An 18589-nucleotide genomic window follows, 5' to 3' on the forward strand; every position below is an offset into this window, starting at 1 on the left:
CTGCAATGTGCATTAGGACGTTTCTTTCTGGTTTAACAGATTTTGTCTGTTCCGGTGCTGATCCATTTACTTTTCACTATTTTCTTTGATTTTTTACTTTCTGGTTTTTCACTTAAACTATTCCATTTACTCTCTGGCCAACGATCAATTCCAAGTGCAATAGATGCTGCTCTTGCGTAAATCCGGCAATCTAGTACTTCATTTCTTTCTCTTACCTTTTGCCACTCTTGTTTGGTGTATCCTTTTACTACCTTGCTGACTAATTGCTCTGCTGTTAGCTGCTTAAAATATTCAGGTGCATACTCAGGAAAATGACAGTATCCAGGTAGAGCTTTTCCCTCTTCTTCTTTCAAAATATTAAGTAGTTGAAATAACTCTGACTTTAATATTGATACTCCTACTGGCCAGAGCTTTATTCCTCTTTTTAATTTTTGACCACCAACTGTTATATCTACTCTACTTGGGCTACTAAGTGGCACTAACGCTTTATTTACACCTTTCACTGCCATTACTCTTCCTGATCCTTGATGACTTCTCACCCAATTGTATACTTCCTGCGTTGCATATCCAGCATCTACTGCCATCATACTTATCATATATTCAAGCCCATTTTCACCGATAAAATGATGATTGAGGAGCTCCGAAAGCTTTCCCCATACTTCTCCACTTCCTGTATCTCCTTCAAATACTCGGTAGTCTATTGACCAATTTTCTCTGCCTTTTCCCCAGGCTACAACTTCTACTTCCAAGCGATCTTTTTGAACATCTACTCCTGCTGTGAGAACTACTTCGCCTTTTGGTACTGTGCCAATCTGAAAAAATTCTCTCCTGTTAAATAATTGCTTCCAGTCCGGTACTTCTCCTTTATCTACCCAGGTTTCTCCAAGCGTGGTATTTATCCAAACTTTCAGTAATTGTTCACTTTCCTTTGCATGGAGAAAGTTCTCTACTGCTTGTTGCCAACTATACCAGCCTACTGGACTATAAAGACTTGAAAGATGAAATCCTTTTTTCTCCCCTTCTTTTGCCCCTGTAGCTCTCCATTCTCCACGGTCTAGCATCTCTGTCTTTTGATGATTTTCTATCTTTTCACCACATTCTATACACATATAGTGTGCTGTATTTGGATTTTTATCTTCCCATTTTATTTGTGACCACTTTAAAATTTGGTAATAATTACAATGCGGACATGGTACAAAAAAATATCTCTTGTCTGTAGCTTCAAATTCCTTCTCAATTCTGCTTATTCCATGAATCGTTGGCGTTGATACTAAAAAAATCTTTCGCCGTGCAAATGTATTAGTACGGGCTATGCTGAGTAAAACTGGATCTCCTTCACCTCCCGAATCTCCTGGATAGGCATCTATTTCATCAAGAAAGAGATATTTTACTGGCATAGATCGGAGGCCTACACTGCTATTTGCTCCGGTTATTACTACTATTCCACCTGGAAATTCCTTACTTTGTACAGTATTCCCTGAATCTCTTGATCTTGGGTCTTTTACTTTACTTTTTAAACATGGTGTACTTTCAATCAGTGGCGCAAATCTTCCTTTTGACCAACGTTTTCCCATTTCAACTGTTGGCTGTACTACTAGCATTGGCCCTGGTGTTTGATCGATGATATAGCCTATCCAATTGTTACCAGCTTCTGTTCCCCCAATCTGCGCTCCTTTCATGAATACTACTTTTTCTGCAGGTGAAGAAGGAGAAAGTGAATCCATTATTTCTTTTAAATAAGGAGTTCTTTCTGTTCTCCATTTCCCTGGCTCTGATGCTGCAGTTGCTGCTAAAACTCGATACTCATTTGCCCACTCTGATACTTTAAGCGACGAATCTGGTCTTAAACCTTCAGAAAAAGCTCTAGCGTATATCATTGTCTGCATCTACTCATAATTGGTTCTATCTCAATATTGTTAACAGTAGAGTTTATTCCTCCACACTCCTCCAATTCCATAAACACCTTTTTCTGAAATTCGTTTTCTATATATCTTTTGCTCACCTCACTTATCATTATTGCTATAACAAGCGCAAATATCCCTGTTATTGTTGCAAAAATGATTGCACTGCTTATTGTTGTTGTTATCAACCCTATATATACTGCTACTGCTGTTGCGCTGACTGTAGTATAGATGCAGATAATATTATTATGTTTTTTCGTCCTTTTATCTGCTATTTCTCTCTGTGCTATATATTTATTATGAAGGGTTGGAAAATTAACAACGGTATCTCTGCAGAGCAAAGACCCATTTTTTTCAGTAAACAAAACTTTAAGTAACTCTAAATTGTTTGATTTGATTGCTAAGTGCAAAACAGGTGTATAATTTGCTCCTTTTTTCAGCAATAACTTTACTACATGTAAATGCCCTTTTTCCGCAGCAAGGTAAATCGGTGATAGACCTTTATTATTTACAATATCAATATTGATTTCTTCTTTTAAAATTGCATCTACAATCTCAATTTCTCCTCTTTGTGCAGCTAAATGGAGTAGACTATTCTTTTCAGAACCGTATTTATTACTCACCAAAGCCTTCTTTATCTCAGATTTAGCGTAATCAAATGGTGTCTTGCCGCTATCGTCTTTTACCAGAGGGTCTATATCTTCTCGCGTTAGTAAAACTTCTATTGTTTTAAGTCTTTCAGCGTAATGTAGTGGTGTTTTATTTTCGTAGTCTTGCAAATTGACTTGAGCATTAGGCTCCTTTATTAAGCATTTGAGGATATCAAGACATAAGTCTCTTTCATCGTAATTAGTATTACTTACAGCTATATGCACAGGCGACAATTTCATTGAGTTTTGTTCCATGCGTGCACTATTTACATCTGCTCCAAGTTTCAGCAGTAACTTTACTATCTCTAACTTTTTGTTATTAACTGCATAGTGCATTGGTGTCTGATTTCGTGCATCAAAGACATCTATTTCAGCATTTCCTTCTTTTACTAAAATTTTGACAACATTTCCATGTCCTATCCCTGCTGCTAGATGTAATGGCGTATGATGCAAAGCATTTCGTACATTAACGTCAATACCTTTTCCTATCAAATATCTAACTGCATTAACTTCACCTATCATTGCAGCTAAATGAAGTAAACTATCTTGCTCTGATCCGTATTTATTGTTGATTAGCGCTTGTAATATTTCTGCTTTTTTCCCTTCTTTGGCGTAATCAAGAGATGTTTTACCATCATTATCTTCTATAAAAGGATTAATGTTCTTTTTCGTGAGTAACAGATCTACCATACTTAATTCGTCAAATTCTATAGCGCAATGTAGTGGGGTTTTTCCATTTAATCCTCTAACATTAACATCTAATCCTGGTTGATTGATTAGACACTTTATTAACTCTAAACTTAGCCATTTTATATTCAAAATCTTTTTTATATTTGAAATTTAGTATTAGATAATTCTTGTAATGAGTTTGTAATCTCTTCAGTTAGCGCCATATGAATCTTTTCAGTATCACTCAGTGATGCAAGTAGCGCTGAAACCCTATTTGGAATATTAAGCAAATTATTACGGACAACTCTTGCTACATTAAATGCTTCAGTTTCTACTTCTTCTACTGAGACAAGTTCTCCTATCTCAACCTTAGCTTTTGCCTCAAGAAGTTTACCTCGTTCCATTTCATTTTTTATTCTAGTTTTTAGCAACATCGTGGAAAGGTTACTTGTATTTTCGTTTTCTGGATTTTTCCTCCTAAGTGGCTGACTTGGATCTCTTATTGCTGCCACCGCTTCATTTGCTTGTTCTCTATTGATCAAACCATCCTCCAACTCAACTATTCCTTTTTTTACTAAATAACAGACATATTGCTTTGATACTCCTATCTCTCTTGCCCATTCTGTTTGTGTGATTTTCACTTTTTTTTCTCCTCTCTCTTGTTTCTACGAATTTTCTTCTTGAATCTCTGAAAAGGTTTTGCCAGTATCAGCAATTTCCTACCTGTTTATACTTGCCGGCGTCTTAGAGATATTTTACTAATATAGAGCGAAGTACTCCGGTTTATAGCTGCTTTCTTTTTACATAGTGAAATTTGGCCATTTTCAACTAATACTATAAATTGCATCTTTGTAGTTATGAGATTCAACCACTACTTGCTCTAGCGTTAAACTGCTGCATTTGGCATCTTTACTATGGTTTTCTTCAAGCACTTTTGTCCTTGCTTCCTTTATTTCCTCAATGAACTTTCCATTAACTTTTTCTGGTTCAATTCTTTCCTCACAATATACAAGATTTGTGCAATTTGTTTTTCTGTAGTAATGTACTCCAAGGAATATCACTGATAGTGCAAGTATACTCGAGCCTATAAGTAGTGATAACCCTACGTTATTAATCAAAGCGTTCTGGTAAAACTTCTGTACACTATTAATACCACCTTCTACATACAGTAATAAAGGCAATACTATATTTGCAGCAACCAAACTGCTTAATAATGCTGTAAATAATGGCCTATCTTTGATTACTGATTCTACTTTATTTCTTCTACTAATGACTTTGTCGTCAATATTAATGAAGTTGTTCTTACCCTTCCAAGCGTTAAGTGTAAAATGTGAATGAGTACCATTGCTGTATTCAAGTTTGAATGATTTTATTACTTTATCTTTTGGTTGATACTTTAGCACCTGATTCAAAGTTTCATTCGCATTCTTTCCTCCTATTTGACACTCTTCAGTATCTCTAAATTGCTTTATTCCACAAAATATTGTGCTAATTGCAAGCAATGAAGTAATTGCTATCATTGGCATAGTAATATAGAGAGGGCTGTTTGCAAAAAATGCAATAAATTGTCCTTTATCCTGTAGATATACCAAAGCTGCAGAAGCGCTAAGTGCAACAGCAGCTATACCGAAAATTACAAATTCCTTCTGCTGCACTGCATATTTTACTCTTGGCAAAATTCTATTTGTTTTCTTTTCTTTTTTAATTAACGGGGTTTCTTCATTATCACTTTTTTCTGATGAGCTAGTTGAAAGTGTAACTGGACTATCATGATTTAATGACATATTCTCCCATCCTTGACTGCCACAAAACTCACTCATTTCTGTTACTTGAGAATTTGATCTTGTCATCTCTGCACTTCTATTGTCTATTCCACTATCACTTCCTTCCAAACTCTTTTTTAAAAATTTTGTATTCAGATCTACAGGTTCACCAATTATATCTTCTGATCCTTTCTTAATTGATGTTTCTTCAGAATTTGACTTTTCCATCTCCGGACTTTGATCGTTTATTTCACCATCTAAACCTCTTTTCGAGAATTTTTTATTTTTGTCTATAGTTGCATACATAGGTTCTCCTATAGCTTCTTGCTCATCACATTTTTCTCCATTTAATTGGAAAGAAGAATGTGGTAGCTTTGGTGGTGCAATATCCTGAATAATACTCAACCGATGATTTTCTGCTGTTCTAGGTGAAGGTGGAGCTACATTTCTAATATTGTCCTTCTCCAACATTCCATTCCTAGGTAACGGCTTTGGTTTATCTCCTAATTCTTTATCCTCTTCCTCTTTTTGCATTTCTTTTGTATTGTCTATTTTGGGGTTGGAAGATGTGTTGGATGCTGCCTCAAGCTGATCAAGAGAATACGGACGGTTATATTCTATTCCATTTGCCTCACAAACTGCATTAAATTCGTCCTCTATGTCTTTACCATCATCAAATACTAAAGAAGAACAACTCACTGAAAAATCAGCACCTGCTTCGTCTATTTTTGCTGTAATACTGCTATCGCTACTATTGCTAATCACATTTAAAGAAGCTAGTTTGCATTCAGTGTTCAGGTCAGGTTCTTGCTTCGTACCTTTTTCAAACAATTCAATTCTCTCCTTAACAGATAGTGTAGAATTTGAAACATTATTTTCTACTTCTTCAGAAAACGATGCTTCATTATTTGTTTGCGACGTTACTACTCCAGCTAACGTCTTTTCTTGATTCATTAAGTACACCACATTTAATCCAAAGTTATTTGTTACGCTAAACTCATTAAAATACGGTATATACCAGTAAATTAATATTACAACTACCAAGGCTTACTAAATTTCTGTTTGCGTTATCTTTTCCACTTTTTTCTTACTGTTTTTCTTCTTGAATCTCTGAAAAAGTTTTACCAGCACCAGAAAGAATTGCTTCCCTACCTGTGTACACTTGCCAACGTTTTATGGTTACATCTACAAATTTTGAATCTAGCTCTATTGTCCTACAAATTCTTCCTGTTCTCTCACATGCAATCAGTGTACTTCCAGAACCGCTAAATGGATCAAGTACTATGTCTCCTGATCTGCTGCTGTTTACTATTGCTCTCTCCATTAGCTCTACTGGCTTCATTGTTGGGTGCAGTGAGTTATGTATTGGCTTATCATAAAACCACAGATCACTTTGATTTCTACCGCCATGCCACTCACGTTTATTGCCGCTTTTCCATCCATAAAGCATTGCTTCGTATTGTCTTTGATAATCTGATCTTCCTAGCGTAAAGTGATTCTTCGCCCAAATGATAAAAGTTGACCATTTTCCTCCCGCTTCCTCAAATGCTTTTTGCAACGTTGAAAACTCTGATGATGATGCACAGATGTAAATTGCACCTTTAGTATATGCTAAAATATGAGTACAAATATCATAGAGAAAAAGCTCATACTTTTCACCTTGATTATCGTTTAGTATCTTTTTATCCTCTCTTTCTTGACTGCTACCATAATCAACGTTATATGGAGGATCACAAACAGTAATGTCTGCCATTTTATCATCTAACAGCGCTTTATATGATTCAACTACAGAGCTATCACCACAATAGATTCGATGATCACCTAAAATCCATAGATCACCTGGTTTTGTTATTTCTACCTTTTTGTCATCACCAACCAAGTCAGAAAAATCTTCTTTTTCACTATCTAAATCATCAAGGAAATGTTGAACTTTTTCTAATTCAAATCCAGTCATTTTAAGATCAAACTGTAAATCTTCTAACTCTTGAATTTCTACTTTCAAAAGCTCATCATCCCACTTTGCCCAATTAGCTGATTGATTTGCCAGTAATCGAAAAGCTTTAGTTTGTGGTTCATTTAAATTATCACTTAAGACCACTGGTATACTTTCCATACCAAGTTTTCTTGCTGCTTTAAGTCTTAAATGACCATCAACCACAGTGCCATCACTTTTTGCAACTATTGGTATACGAAAGCCAAATTCTCGAATAGAAGCACACATTCTGTTGACCACATCGTCATTTTTACGTGGGTTACGCTCATATTCAACTAGGTTTCGAGTAGGATAGTAGTGGATTGCTAAATTCATATCTTAATAATTAAAAAGTTAATATTTAAAATATATCTGACGCTAGAGAAGGCCTGGGGTTGAACCCACCAAACCCGCCATTATGGCCGAAAGGACCCACTTTTCATGGGTTTTTTGTCTTATTAATATCTTTACTAATATAGAACATTAATGCCAAAGCATCGGCCTCATTATCATCTCTAGGTGAAAAACTTTTTTCACGTATCGCTTCAATAACTTCACTCTTACTTGCATTGCCTTTGCCTGTTATAAAGCGTTTTATAGTTTTAACATTAACACCTTGGTAGGGAATATTGTTCTCTTCACACCAAGCAGACAGAACTGCGAGAAAACCGCCATAGCAATGCGCTGCATCAGTTCCTAGATGTCTTCTTACTTCCTCAAAATACACTGCAGTGAACTCATGTTTCAAAGAATTAAGCCAATTGTGAAAACTTAAAAAACACATTCCACCTCCACTGAAACGGCTACCATGAAAGCTTTTGCTTCCACTTTCAATTACTCCATCTGTTAGAATTGCCCAGCCGGTTTGCTTGCCGAGATCTAGCGTTAAGATTGACGTACAAAAACTCCTTTGTGTAATTAAAGTTCAATGCCCTGTATAATATATATGTACGATGACTCGCAAATTCGTCCGCAATTTTGAAAAAAAATTAAAAAAAATTTCATATCCTGCCATTTGAGTTTTTTTCATCTTTACTTATCTTAATAACTATTTTACATAACTTATATTACGCCAATATTTATATTATTATATTATCATATATTATATTTTACCTGTATTTAAATATATATATAATATATATAAGACTTCAGTAATCCGTAAATCCTCTTCACTGGCCGATTTTAGCCACTTAACTTTAGAAACGGCTTTTAGGAATAGAACATAAAAAAGACAATATTATCAATAACTTAACGATCACTGCTTTCTGAAATACTAATTAGTAACTCAGAAATTAGGTACGAAATTGGTAGTTTTTTACCTATGAAAAAATAGCTTCAGTAGTGTATCAAAACGTTTAAATCTTATTTTAACTTTTAAAGATTTTATTCTTTTAGATAAAAAAATTATTACTACTTTTTTATAATAAATTAGTCATACAAAGTCTTGGTAAAAATCTCTATTCATGAAACTTTTGGAGTTTTTATGAAGAATTCTTATCAAGGAATCGATTCTACAATTGTTAAACATGTGAGATTTCAAGCTTCGCGCCTTAAATCCAAAAGCTGTTTTATTAACGAAAGTCTCGAAGATATAGAACAAGAGCTTTTTTGTCAGGTTTGGCAATATCTTAACCAGCACGATGAGAAAAGAAGTAGTTTTAGTACTTTCGTTGCTAGATTAGCTAATTATTGTGCTCGCAATATGTTACGCAATCAGTTGTGTCTAAAACGTAATATAACTTTTGATGATATAAACGACGATATTCCAGATCATAGGAACTCGGAAATCGAAGCGATAATTCGCACTGATATAAATAATATAATTTCAACTTTGTCTGAAAAAGATAGTAATTTATGTCAATTACTTAAGATATTTACTATTACTGAAGTTTCTGTAATAACCAAAATACCAAAGACAACTATCTATCGCACACTAGAACGAATACGCGATAAATTCTCAGTTTTAGAGAAGTTATAAGCTCTCGATTATATTTGCTCAAAATTTTTTTTTTGCAAATTGCGGACGAATTGCCTAGGTCATCGTACATATATATTTAGGTACTGGGAGAAAAATGAAAATAATGAACAGCAATGAACGGCTAAAAGTTCAAACAGGTATAAAAATGGTCATCTTTGGTCCTTATGGTATAGGTAAAACTAGTCTCTTAAAGACCATAAATGAACCAACACTTTGTCTTGATTTTGAGGCAGGTTTACTTGCTGTTCAAGATTGGCAAGGGGATTCTGTAAGTATTCGTACTTGGAATGAGGCAAGAGATATTGCATGTCTCATAGGTGGTCCTAATCCTGCGTTAAAATCTGACTCAGCATATAGCCAAAGACACTATGAGCATGTATCCAGTAAATACAAAGAGCTTGCTTCGGAGTTTCTCAAGTATCGATGTGTTTTTATCGATAGTATTACAGTAGCCTCGCGTTTATGTCTTTTATGGGCAAAAATGCAACCTGAAGCTTTTTCTGAAAGATCAGGAAAACAAGATATGAGAGCTGCTTACGGGTTACTTGCTCAAGAAATGATGGCTTGGCTCAATCAGTTTCAACATATTCCAAATAAAGACATCATTACAGTTGGAACTCTTGGACAATACCTCGATGATTTCAATCGCTCAACTTGGCTACCTCAATGTGAAGGAGCTAAAACTGCAAGTGAAATTCCAGGTATTGTTGATGAGGTAATCAGTATGGTTGGAATCAAGAAAGATGATAGTACAGAGGTTCGTTCATTTGTCTGTCAGACGATTAATTCTTGGGGATATCCTGCTAAAGATCGAAGTGGTTGCCTTAATATGGTTGAAGAACCGCATCTAGGAAAACTTCTTACAAAAATTAAAACTAAAGCTTTTGCAATTCAACCTGTCACGCCCAACATATAGGAGGTTATTATATGCTACAAAACTTTTTAACTATTGGTCAAAAAATTCCTTTTTTCAGTGTGAAAGAATACTTGGACGATCGATCGCCAATACCAGAGGATATAATCTCACCAAGAATTCTAACTAAAAGAGGTTTGTTAGTATTTGGTGGCCCTCCTAAGATTGGCAAAAGCGACTTTTTGATCTCTTGGCTTGTTTACATGGCTGCTGGTAGATCATTTCTCGGTATGACACCAAATAGACCTTTGAAAATCTTCTACATGCAAACTGAAATTGAATATGAATATATGAAAGAACGTTTGCAACAACTTGATAATGAACTTTTGAATGTAGCTGCTAACAACTTAATCATTACGCCAAAAGTGCACTTATCATTTAATCATGATGAAATAAGTGAAATTAAGGAGATTGTAAATGAACGCTTTAAACCTGATGTTTTGGCCATAGATCCATTACGTAACATCTTTAGCAGTGAATATGGAAATGAAAATGACAATAGTGCTATGCTGTTTTTTCTGCAAAAGACTCTTGAAAAGCTACGCAGTGCTGTCAATCCAGATGCTTGTATTGTACTTACTCATCATACAAAAAAATTATCAAAAAAGATGCTCGAAGAAGATCCATTCCAAGGCCTAAGTGGTGCTGGATCTTTACGTGGATTTTACAGTACTGGTATGGTGATGTTTGCTCATGATGAAGAAAGTAGTGTACGCCAGATAGTATTTGAGCTTCGTAATGGTGAACGCGTGCAAAATAAACTTGTCGATAAGATAAATGGTCATTGGCAGCTAATGGAATAGCTAATTTTCACTTTAAAGTCAACTTATAGGAGAGCGTATGCTACAAGATTTTTTAACTGATTTTAATAACGCGAAACTGCAAAGCAGTTTAATACCAAAAGGTACAATAGTCAAGGTAAAAATGGCAATAAAGCCTGGAGGTTATGAAAATTGGTTCACTAAAAACTACACTACTGGCAGTATCTATTTAAATGTAGAATTTACCGTCACTGAAGGCCCATATGCAAAACGCAAGATTTTTCAGATTATAGGTATCAAAAATGGCAAAGCAGAAGGTGAAGAAGACATCTGGGGAGAATCTGGACGTTCTATGCTGCGTAGTATTTTGGAATCATCCAGAAATATTCATGCAAATGACACTTCAGAGAAAGCAGTTACCGCTAGAAGAATAAACTCTATAGCTGATTTCAACGATTTAGAGTTTACAGTAAAAGTAGGCGTTGAAACTAATAATACATACGGAGATAGAAATAGGATTACTACAGTTATTACTCCAGAATTACAAAAAAGTTTTCAAGATGATTGGTTGCCATTTTGAAGTATGACGAAGGAAAGTTGTGGGCTGCTGTTATTACTAGAGCTATTCAGGATGCAGCAGGAAAAAACCCTAAACTTAAAAAAGAGGCTTGTCAATGGATTCGCTCACGATCTTTTGAAACTGTTTGTGAGCTGGCTAATCTTGACTTTAAACGTCTAAAAAATATGTTGAACAAATTTGGAATAAACAAGGAGAATTTTATGGATTTTTCATCTAAAAATGCTTTGAAAATAAAATCATTATTAATTAATAACATCAAAGATTGTTTATCTTATTTGTTACCTGAAGGCAAATCTTACCAAGATAAATTCTATATTGGCAGTAGAAATGGAAATAAGATAATAGTTGAAATGGAAGGAGAAAATGCAGGAAATTGGTACAACCTGATCGAAGAAAAGAAAGGAAATATAATAGACCTTTGGACTTTAGTTAAAGGTAATATAGATTCTGCTGAAACATGGTTGAACGGTAAAGATGAAAGAAGTTCCATATTACAAGAAAAACAAAACGAAGGAAAAGCATTTTCTGTAAACCATTACTTAAATGACAAATCACCAATGCCACAAGATATAATAGGCCCAAGAATTTTGACACCAGGTGGTCTTTTGGTCATAGGTGGTACTCCAAAGATTGGCAAAAGTCATTTTCTTCTTTCTCTATTAGTACATCTGGCAGCAGGAAGATCATTTCTTGGCATGAAGCCTACAAGACCGCTAAAAATATTCTATCTACAAAACGAAATGGAATATGATTACATTAGAGAACGTATACAACAACTCAACAAACTTCCTCATTTAGCAACAGAAAACTTAATTGTGACGAACAAGATGAATTTGACCTTAAATGAAGAAGGTATAGAAAAAATAAAAAATATGGTAGAGGAAAAGTTTGATTTAGTTGTGATTGATTCTCCTTATAATTCCGTTAACTATGGTCTGCAGCATGCAATAGAAAAACTACGTTCCAAGATTAATCCTATGGCTGGAATAATCATCACAAATCACACCAAAAAAGTACCTACCTCTATATTGGAAAAGAATCCATTTCAAGCTCTCGTTGGTGCTAACGCTTTAAGAAGTTTTTATACATCTGGAATAGTAATATTTCAACCCAATAAACGTACAAATATCTTACAAGTAGTATATGAACTTAGAAACGGTAGATCTATACCAACAAAATTCATCAATAAGATTAATGGATGTTGGAAATCTGCTAACGTTATAGCTAGAACATAAAAATTCTTCAGGTAGGTATGGATATTTATTGTTCACAAAGAAATGGACATTATAAATTATTAGGGAAGAAAGAACAGTTAAGAACTCAACTCCTATCAAATATAAGGTCATGTCTTTCTTATTTACTGCCAAGAGGAACTTTTCGTGGTGATAAGTTCTATGTAGGTGATCTACAAGGCAATAAAGGACAAAGTATGATAGTGGAGTTAACTGGCAGTAAAGCCGGATTATGGCATGATTTTTCTACCGAAGAAGGAGGAGATATTTTTGATCTTTGGGCTGCTGTTACTGGAAAAAATCAATTTACTGATACGATAGAAGATATTGCTAAGTGGATTGGTTATTCGGAAAAAAATAACACTCTGGGGCAACCAACGGCATCATGGAACTATTACGATGAAAGTGATCAAGTGATTGTTACAGTTTATCGTTATAACACTGATTCAGGAAAAAGATATCTTCCTTTTGATGTAAAAAGGTCTAGTTTTACTCTACCAGAGACCAGGCCTTTATATAATATTCCAGGTATCATGAAATCTGATAAGGTGATTTTAGTTGAAGGTGAAAAGTGTGCAGATGCTCTGATAGAGCAAGGTATGACTGCCACAACTGCAATGTTAGGAGCAAATGCACCAATAGAAAAAACAGACTGGTCACCACTTAAGGGTAAGCATGTTATTATTTGGCCAGACAATGATGAGCCAGGTAAACAATATGCTGAGAAAGTTGTGAAAAAGCTTACTTTTCTTGGTGTTTTATCACTTACTCTTCTTGAAATACCGGAGAATAAACCAAAAGGATGGGATTCAGCTGATGGTATAGAAGAAAAGATGAATATTCCTGAATTCATTGAAAATAACTCGAAAAAAATCATCGTTAAGCAATTTCTTAATATTCAAGAATGGAGTGTGGAACGTTTTATAGGTCCAGTACCAGAGCAAAAGTTTCTTGTTGAAGGGTTATTTCCTTTAGGAGTGACATCTATTCTAGCTGCAATGGGAGATACTGGTAAAGGTATGCTTCTGCTTGATTTAGCACTGAAAGTTGCGAGTAGAAAAGATCAGCCATGTGGTTTTGGTCCTTTAGTTACTGAACATGGATCTGTGGTAATTTTCTCAGCAGAAGATGATATGAGTGAAATACATCGTCGTTTAGAGCGTCTTGATTCGCAATGCGAAAGATTAAAATATAAAGATAGGCTCTTTATTTTACCATTACCAAATGTTAGTGGATCACTTACAATCATAAAGAGTGTTTCAGGTAAAGTTATAGAGACTTCTCCTGAATTTGAATCGATAACAAAACAACTTAATAAAATAAAAGACTTAAAATTAATCGTATTTGATCCACTTGCATCATTCGTGCATGCTGATTTAAATACTGACCCAGCCGTAGGCGATTATTTGATGTCTTTATTATCTGATTTAGCAGGTAGCACTGGAGCATCAATAATTACTGCCCATCATATGAGAAAGCCAAAAAGTGAAAAACCTATATCGACTGTTGAGCAAGCACGTGATGCCATTAGAGGTACATCTGCTCTTGTTAATGGTGTTAGGTGTTCATACGCTTTTTGGTCTGTGGAAGATACAGCTAAACTGACAATTTTTAAATCAATAGGAGAATCTGTAAGACAGAACGCATTATTTTATGGAGCAATTGTTAAAGCAAACGGTTTGGCTGATCGCACTTTACGCACTTATTTAAGAAATGAAGAAACAGGATTGTTAGAGGACATAACTGAAAGATTAAGAATAAAAAATATGAACGAAAAAGATTCAAAGCAGCATCTTATAACTGCAATTACACGAGCAGCAATTTCTGGACATCCATTTACCCATACAGGAAGTACAGGAGTGTATAAACAGCGGCATAGACTACCTGAGGAGTTTCACAGTATAGGAAGAGATAGAATGGAGCGTATAGTTCAAGAGCTGTTACAAGCACGGAAGCTGGTTAAGGGAATGGCTACTGGTTCAAAAGAAGATAAATGGCTTGACATTCCTAGCGGACCATTTGCTCGTGGTGTTGGAAAGTTTAGCTGTGGAGCTGAGCTATTCTCCTAAAAAATTTTTCTGATATAAAAAAATATTTTGATTTTTGCGGACGAATTTTGAAGTCATCGTACATATATAATATAGGAGACTTAATTAAAAATGTCAATTCTCACACAGTCAGGAAGAGCAGCAATAGCAGCAAGTATAAAAGAGCAGTCTCTACATCTTGCCTGGGGCAGTGGTGACTCAAATTGGGAAAGTAGCCATCAGGTCGAAAAAGTTTTTGTTGAGGGTGAAATAGCTCTAGATCACCACACTATTAAAGATGTAAGGGTTTTTACAGGACAAATAATTTATCAGCCAAGTATAGACTATACAGTTGATAGCAGTACTGGTGTAATAAAACTTACGGAAAATAGCTCTATCACGGCAAATAGTGCAGTTACTGTAGAATATACTCAAAGCACACCACCTGAACCTATAAATTCTATAAAGCTCTTGAATGAACTTGGCAGACGTACTGCAGATGAGGTTCTCTTTTGCACAGGTGATGAGAATGGAGAGCTTTTGACTCCAACAGGGAGGTTTAGGTCCTCAAATGTACCAACCAATAATTTGTACCTTAAATTTACTTTCGATTTCACGGATGCAGCAAATCAAGTGATAAGGGAACTAGGAGTTATGGTTGGTACAAGGGTAAAAGAAAAATTGCCTCCTGGACAAAGGTATTTTGAACCACAAGATATAGAAGACCCAGGGATCTTATTAGTTTTAGAACATACAGTACCGCTCATTAGGACTTCAGCAACCAGGGAAACTTTTTCGTTTGTAGTGACATTTTAGAAAAAGAGAAAAAAGATGACCTTAAATAGCTATTATAACCGCTTTAATCCTGACAAAGAATACGAAAAAAGCTTGTTTCTAGCAGGAAGAGGTCTACAGTCAGCAGAATTAAACGAGACGCAAGAATATGCTCTCTCTAAGCTTAAAGGCATAGGCGATGCAATATTTCGTGATGGCGATGTTATAACAGGAAGCAATTGTATTATAGATAGAGAAACTGGTAAAGTTACACTTGAGTCAGGAAAAATCTATCTTCGTGGAGCGGTGAGAAAAGTAGAGGCAAAAGAGTTTGTTATTCCACTGAGTACCACAGTGCGTATAGGTGTTTATTACGTAGAATCTACCATTACAGAACTTGAGGACGAAAATCTTCGTGATCCTGCTATTGGTACAAGAAACTATCAGGAAGTAGGAGCTGCAAGGCTTAAAGTTTCCACCATTTGGGGATACCAAGTAGAAAGTGTTACTGTTAACTCTACAAATGGCGAATTTTACCCAATTTACAATATTGAAAATGGAGTATTGATAGAACATTCACCGCCACCACAAGCAAATATAGTAACTACTGCTCTTGCTCGTTATGACAAAGAGGCAAATGGTTCCTACGTTGTAAATGGCCTTGAAGTAATGTTCCTGCAAAAGGAAGATACTGTCTTGCTAGTCAACAAAAAAATTACTCAAGCTGTATCATAAAATCAAAAAATACTTCTGATTGTGTAACAGTACACAGATTACAGTTAGTGAATATGTTGAATGGATTGGAAGCATTTTTTGATTTTAAACTACAGTCAACATCCTAGTTCTGTAATTCTTGATATGATTTGGATCAAAAGCACTTTTGGATGTCAGGATACCGAAAATGATATGGAGTAGCTTACGCATTGCAGCTCCCACAATTGCCATATTATGCTTACCCTTCTTCTTTAGTCTTTGGCAAAAACTCACAATGATAGGATTGTGATTCTTGGCTACTATGGCAGGAAAGAAAAGGGCCTTACGTAATGTTTGTGAACCTGATTTACTTAATCTTGGTTTAGAATGTACAGATGAACCTGATGTTATATTTTTCGGTATAACTCCTGTATATGCTGCCAATTGCCTGGCATCTCTAAAAGCTTTTATGTCAGGGATTTCAGCTAAAATAGCTACTGCTGATTCCTCTCCTATGCCTGGAATAGTCAGTAGAAGTTGAAAATTTTCCAACAACTCTTTGTGTTGCTTTAATAGTTCACGTACGGAGTTTTTTATTGTTTCTATTTTTTGAGCTATATTCATTGCAAGGTCTTCCCAAGCATTTGCAACTTCTTTAGGCAGTCTCTCTTTTTTTTCTAGGTGGTTATTTACTAATGCTAATTCATCTTTTAACGCAACTGAGCAACGATAAAGATGTTTTAATTTTTTCATTTCAGAAGAAGGTGGTGTCCAACGAGTTGGTTCCTGTCTTTGGCAATAATCAGCAATAATTTCTGCATCAGTCTGATCATTCTTTTGTCTTACGAGTTTACTCCTTGTATAAGATTTAATACAATAAGGATTTACAACACTAACAAAATGTCCAGCATTGTGCAGAAATTCAGCCAAAGCTTCGCTATAACAACCAGTAGCCTCCATGCATGACTTTACTTCTTCCACATTATGCTTTTGTAGAAAACTCAGCAGACCTTGAAACCCAAGATCATCGTTCTTAAAGCTTCTTTTCCTAGTTTCACGCTTTTCTTTTTTACTTATGAATGAAAGAAAAACATCAAAGCGATCTTTTGATACATCAATTCCAAGAAAGTTGTTGATCATATATAACCCCATACGTTACCATTTAAAACGAAAAGTAAGGCTAACCTTGTGGATACAGAATTAGAGCCATTTAGGTCTTTCTACGATACCGTCCAGCCTATACTTTTGAGGAGGGAACTCTTATCTTTCTTACAGATTTTATATCTAAGAGGGGAAACAGAGTTCTTCCCTCCTCCACCTAATGCTTAAGCTTAAAACATTAGATGCTTTTTACAAGATACAAGGGGGAAGGAGGAAAAAAAATATTTGTAATTAATGAGGGAAAAGCTCATGTTGATGGCTATGAGATTGAGTTACCTCACAGTATTCGCATTTCTTTTGATGAAGATCCAGATATAAAATCAGTTGAATCAGAACCACATACTTTTCAGCCAAATAGCCAAAGAGTAATGGAACTGAAGGTTAATGATTTTCCAATAAGTGAAATTAAAAAAGTAGATATAACTGTTCAAAAAACCATTACCATTACTCATGGTTCATATTCAGGAGCTGTTGATCCAATACCTGACTCTGCAGTACTTGAAATTATTCAAATTAAACAAGGTAATGTTATTTATGAAAATAGTGTAGATTATAAACTAAACGCAGGAAATATTGATTGGTCATTACCCGGCAAAGAACCAGCTCCTGGAAGTAGTTATCAAATAACTTACCGCTGTCGCACTCATGTAAGTCCTGAAGATATAAGTGAGCAGGGGTGTAAAGTAAAAGGAGCAGTTGATAACAGCTTGGTTTTGATTGATTATACCTGGAAAATGCCCCGCTTTGATTTAATTACTATCGATAGCAAAGGGGTGGTAAGGAGAATAAAAGGAATTTCCCATTCTTGGCGACCATCGATGCCTAAAGCGCCCTCTGGACAACTTTTGCTCTGCTACATTCATCAGACGTGGAAGAAAGGCGAAGGGGTAAAAATAGTGAATAATGCTATTCATGCTGTACCGATGAATGAGCTTGAAGCAATGAAAAAAGGAATAAATGATCTTTATGCGCTGGTTGCAGAGGAACGTTTACGCAGTGATGCAAATTCAAGAGAACCTACAACGAAAAAAGGAGTATTTGTTGATTCGTTCTTCGATGATGATATGCGTGATCAAGGAATTTCGCAGTCTGCAGCGATAGTAAACAAGGAATTAATTTTACCAATAGATGTAACGATTGCTGATATTGATGGAGGAGAAAAAACTTATTTGTTGCCGTATGAACTTGAACCGGTACTGGAGCAGCTTTTACAGACTACAGGAGAAAAAATTAATCCGTATCAAGCCTTTGATCCAGTACCAGCACAAATTACTTTAAATAAAAATATTGATCACTGGACGGAGGTAAAAACAAATTGGAAAAGTCCAGTAACCAGAGTATTTAATGTTAAAGAAACAACAGAGCTGCTGTCAAGTACCTCATACGAAACTGAATTTATGCGAGAAGCAACTCAAAATTTTGAGATTGAGGGTTTTGCAACTGGTGAAAAGCTTAAGGAATTAAAGTTTGATGGAATTTTTATTCAACCTCAAGCATAGAAAATATTTGAAAGAA

General features: G+C 35.3%; 14 protein-coding genes and 2 pseudogenes. 9 read left to right on the forward strand and 7 right to left on the reverse strand.

The window, feature by feature from the left end; all coding sequences use genetic code 11:
• Positions 1 to 32: 32 nt before the first annotated feature.
• From AAHF52_RS01965 to AAHF52_RS01990, 6 genes are all read right to left on the reverse strand, one after another.
• Positions 33 to 1877 carry a phage terminase large subunit family protein gene (locus tag AAHF52_RS01965; protein WP_342068473.1) on the reverse strand — a complete coding sequence of 615 codons (1845 nt, stop codon included), beginning with the start codon at positions 1875 to 1877 and terminating at the stop codon, positions 33 to 35.
• A complete protein-coding gene (locus AAHF52_RS01970; RefSeq protein ID WP_405197536.1) occupies positions 1874 to 3364 on the reverse strand; it encodes an ankyrin repeat domain-containing protein in 1491 nt (496 codons plus the stop codon). Before AAHF52_RS01970 ends, AAHF52_RS01965 begins: the two co-directional genes overlap by 4 nt.
• Before the next feature lie 14 nt (positions 3365 to 3378).
• Positions 3379 to 3861: a hypothetical protein gene (locus AAHF52_RS01975; protein ID WP_342068474.1), complete on the reverse strand. Its 483-nt coding sequence runs from the start codon at positions 3859 to 3861 to the stop codon at positions 3379 to 3381.
• A 183-nt stretch (positions 3862 to 4044) separates the two neighbouring features.
• Positions 4045 to 5937: a hypothetical protein gene (locus AAHF52_RS01980; RefSeq protein WP_108784567.1), complete on the reverse strand. Its 1893-nt coding sequence runs from the start codon at positions 5935 to 5937 to the stop codon at positions 4045 to 4047.
• Between the two features lie 133 nt (positions 5938 to 6070).
• Positions 6071 to 7291 (reverse strand): DNA modification methylase, encoded by a 1221-nt coding sequence (locus tag AAHF52_RS01985; RefSeq protein WP_253303060.1) that lies wholly within the window; start codon positions 7289 to 7291, stop codon positions 6071 to 6073.
• 103 nt (positions 7292 to 7394) lie between these two features.
• Positions 7395 to 7847 (reverse strand): crossover junction endodeoxyribonuclease RuvC, encoded by a 453-nt coding sequence (locus AAHF52_RS01990; RefSeq protein WP_226079873.1) that lies wholly within the window; start codon positions 7845 to 7847, stop codon positions 7395 to 7397.
• A gap of 591 nt (positions 7848 to 8438) precedes the next feature.
• Here AAHF52_RS01990 and AAHF52_RS01995 point away from each other — a divergent pair.
• The 8 genes and pseudogenes from AAHF52_RS01995 to AAHF52_RS02030 all read left to right on the forward strand — a co-directional run.
• Positions 8439 to 8933, forward strand: coding sequence for an RNA polymerase sigma factor (locus AAHF52_RS01995; RefSeq protein WP_264376932.1), 495 nt, complete (start codon positions 8439 to 8441; stop codon positions 8931 to 8933).
• A gap of 94 nt (positions 8934 to 9027) precedes the next feature.
• The gene (locus AAHF52_RS02000; protein ID WP_264376933.1) at positions 9028 to 9849 is read left to right on the forward strand and encodes an ATP-binding protein; all 822 of its coding nucleotides are present in this window, start codon (positions 9028 to 9030) and stop codon (positions 9847 to 9849) included.
• Positions 9850 to 9860: 11 nt separating this feature from the next.
• Positions 9861 to 10649 carry an AAA family ATPase gene (locus tag AAHF52_RS02005; RefSeq protein WP_226079816.1) on the forward strand — a complete coding sequence of 263 codons (789 nt, stop codon included), beginning with the start codon at positions 9861 to 9863 and terminating at the stop codon, positions 10647 to 10649.
• A 37-nt stretch (positions 10650 to 10686) separates the two neighbouring features.
• On the forward strand, positions 10687 to 11187 hold the full coding sequence (locus AAHF52_RS02010) for a hypothetical protein (protein WP_264375362.1): 501 nt from the start codon (positions 10687 to 10689) through the stop codon (positions 11185 to 11187).
• Positions 11184 to 12422 carry an AAA family ATPase gene (locus AAHF52_RS02015; RefSeq protein WP_264376934.1) on the forward strand — a complete coding sequence of 413 codons (1239 nt, stop codon included), beginning with the start codon at positions 11184 to 11186 and terminating at the stop codon, positions 12420 to 12422. The genes AAHF52_RS02010 and AAHF52_RS02015 overlap by 4 nt, the downstream gene beginning before the upstream one ends.
• Positions 12423 to 12439: 17 nt before the next feature.
• Positions 12440 to 14488 carry an AAA family ATPase gene (locus AAHF52_RS02020; RefSeq protein ID WP_342068475.1) on the forward strand — a complete coding sequence of 683 codons (2049 nt, stop codon included), beginning with the start codon at positions 12440 to 12442 and terminating at the stop codon, positions 14486 to 14488.
• A gap of 90 nt (positions 14489 to 14578) precedes the next feature.
• Entirely contained in the window at positions 14579 to 15262 is a 684-nt protein-coding gene (locus AAHF52_RS02025; RefSeq protein WP_108784542.1) for a hypothetical protein, read from the forward strand.
• 15 nt (positions 15263 to 15277) lie between these two features.
• A pseudogene (locus AAHF52_RS02030) lies at positions 15278 to 15910 on the forward strand (DUF4815 domain-containing protein); the annotation flags it as partial.
• 129 nt (positions 15911 to 16039) lie between these two features.
• Here the strand turns inward: AAHF52_RS02030 and AAHF52_RS02035 are convergent.
• A complete protein-coding gene (locus AAHF52_RS02035) occupies positions 16040 to 17053 on the reverse strand; it encodes an IS110 family transposase (protein ID WP_264376686.1) in 1014 nt (337 codons plus the stop codon).
• A gap of 221 nt (positions 17054 to 17274) precedes the next feature.
• On the opposite strand from AAHF52_RS02035, the pseudogene AAHF52_RS02040 reads away from it, so the two are divergent.
• Positions 17275 to 18573, forward strand: a pseudogene (locus AAHF52_RS02040) (DUF4815 domain-containing protein); the annotation flags it as partial.
• Positions 18574 to 18589: the final 16 nt, after the last annotated feature.

Origin of the sequence: Wolbachia endosymbiont (group B) of Melanargia galathea (assembly GCF_964030625.1) — a bacterium.
GTDB lineage: Bacteria > Pseudomonadota > Alphaproteobacteria > Rickettsiales > Anaplasmataceae > Wolbachia.

Coding starts and splice junctions, on each gene's coding strand:
- AAHF52_RS01965 (WP_342068473.1), bottom strand. CDS start 1,877: ATGATATACGCTAGAGCTTTTTCTGAAGGTTTAAGACCAGATTCGTCG.
- AAHF52_RS01980 (WP_108784567.1), bottom strand. CDS start 5,937: ATGAATCAAGAAAAGACGTTAGCTGGAGTAGTAACGTCGCAAACAAAT.
- AAHF52_RS01985 (WP_253303060.1), bottom strand. CDS start 7,291: ATGAATTTAGCAATCCACTACTATCCTACTCGAAACCTAGTTGAATAT.
- AAHF52_RS01995 (WP_264376932.1), top strand. CDS start 8,439: ATGAAGAATTCTTATCAAGGAATCGATTCTACAATTGTTAAACATGTG.
- AAHF52_RS02000 (WP_264376933.1), top strand. CDS start 9,028: ATGAAAATAATGAACAGCAATGAACGGCTAAAAGTTCAAACAGGTATA.
- AAHF52_RS02005 (WP_226079816.1), top strand. CDS start 9,861: ATGCTACAAAACTTTTTAACTATTGGTCAAAAAATTCCTTTTTTCAGT.
- AAHF52_RS02010 (WP_264375362.1), top strand. CDS start 10,687: ATGCTACAAGATTTTTTAACTGATTTTAATAACGCGAAACTGCAAAGC.
- AAHF52_RS02020 (WP_342068475.1), top strand. CDS start 12,440: ATGGATATTTATTGTTCACAAAGAAATGGACATTATAAATTATTAGGG.
- AAHF52_RS02025 (WP_108784542.1), top strand. CDS start 14,579: ATGTCAATTCTCACACAGTCAGGAAGAGCAGCAATAGCAGCAAGTATA.
- AAHF52_RS02035 (WP_264376686.1), bottom strand. CDS start 17,053: ATGATCAACAACTTTCTTGGAATTGATGTATCAAAAGATCGCTTTGAT.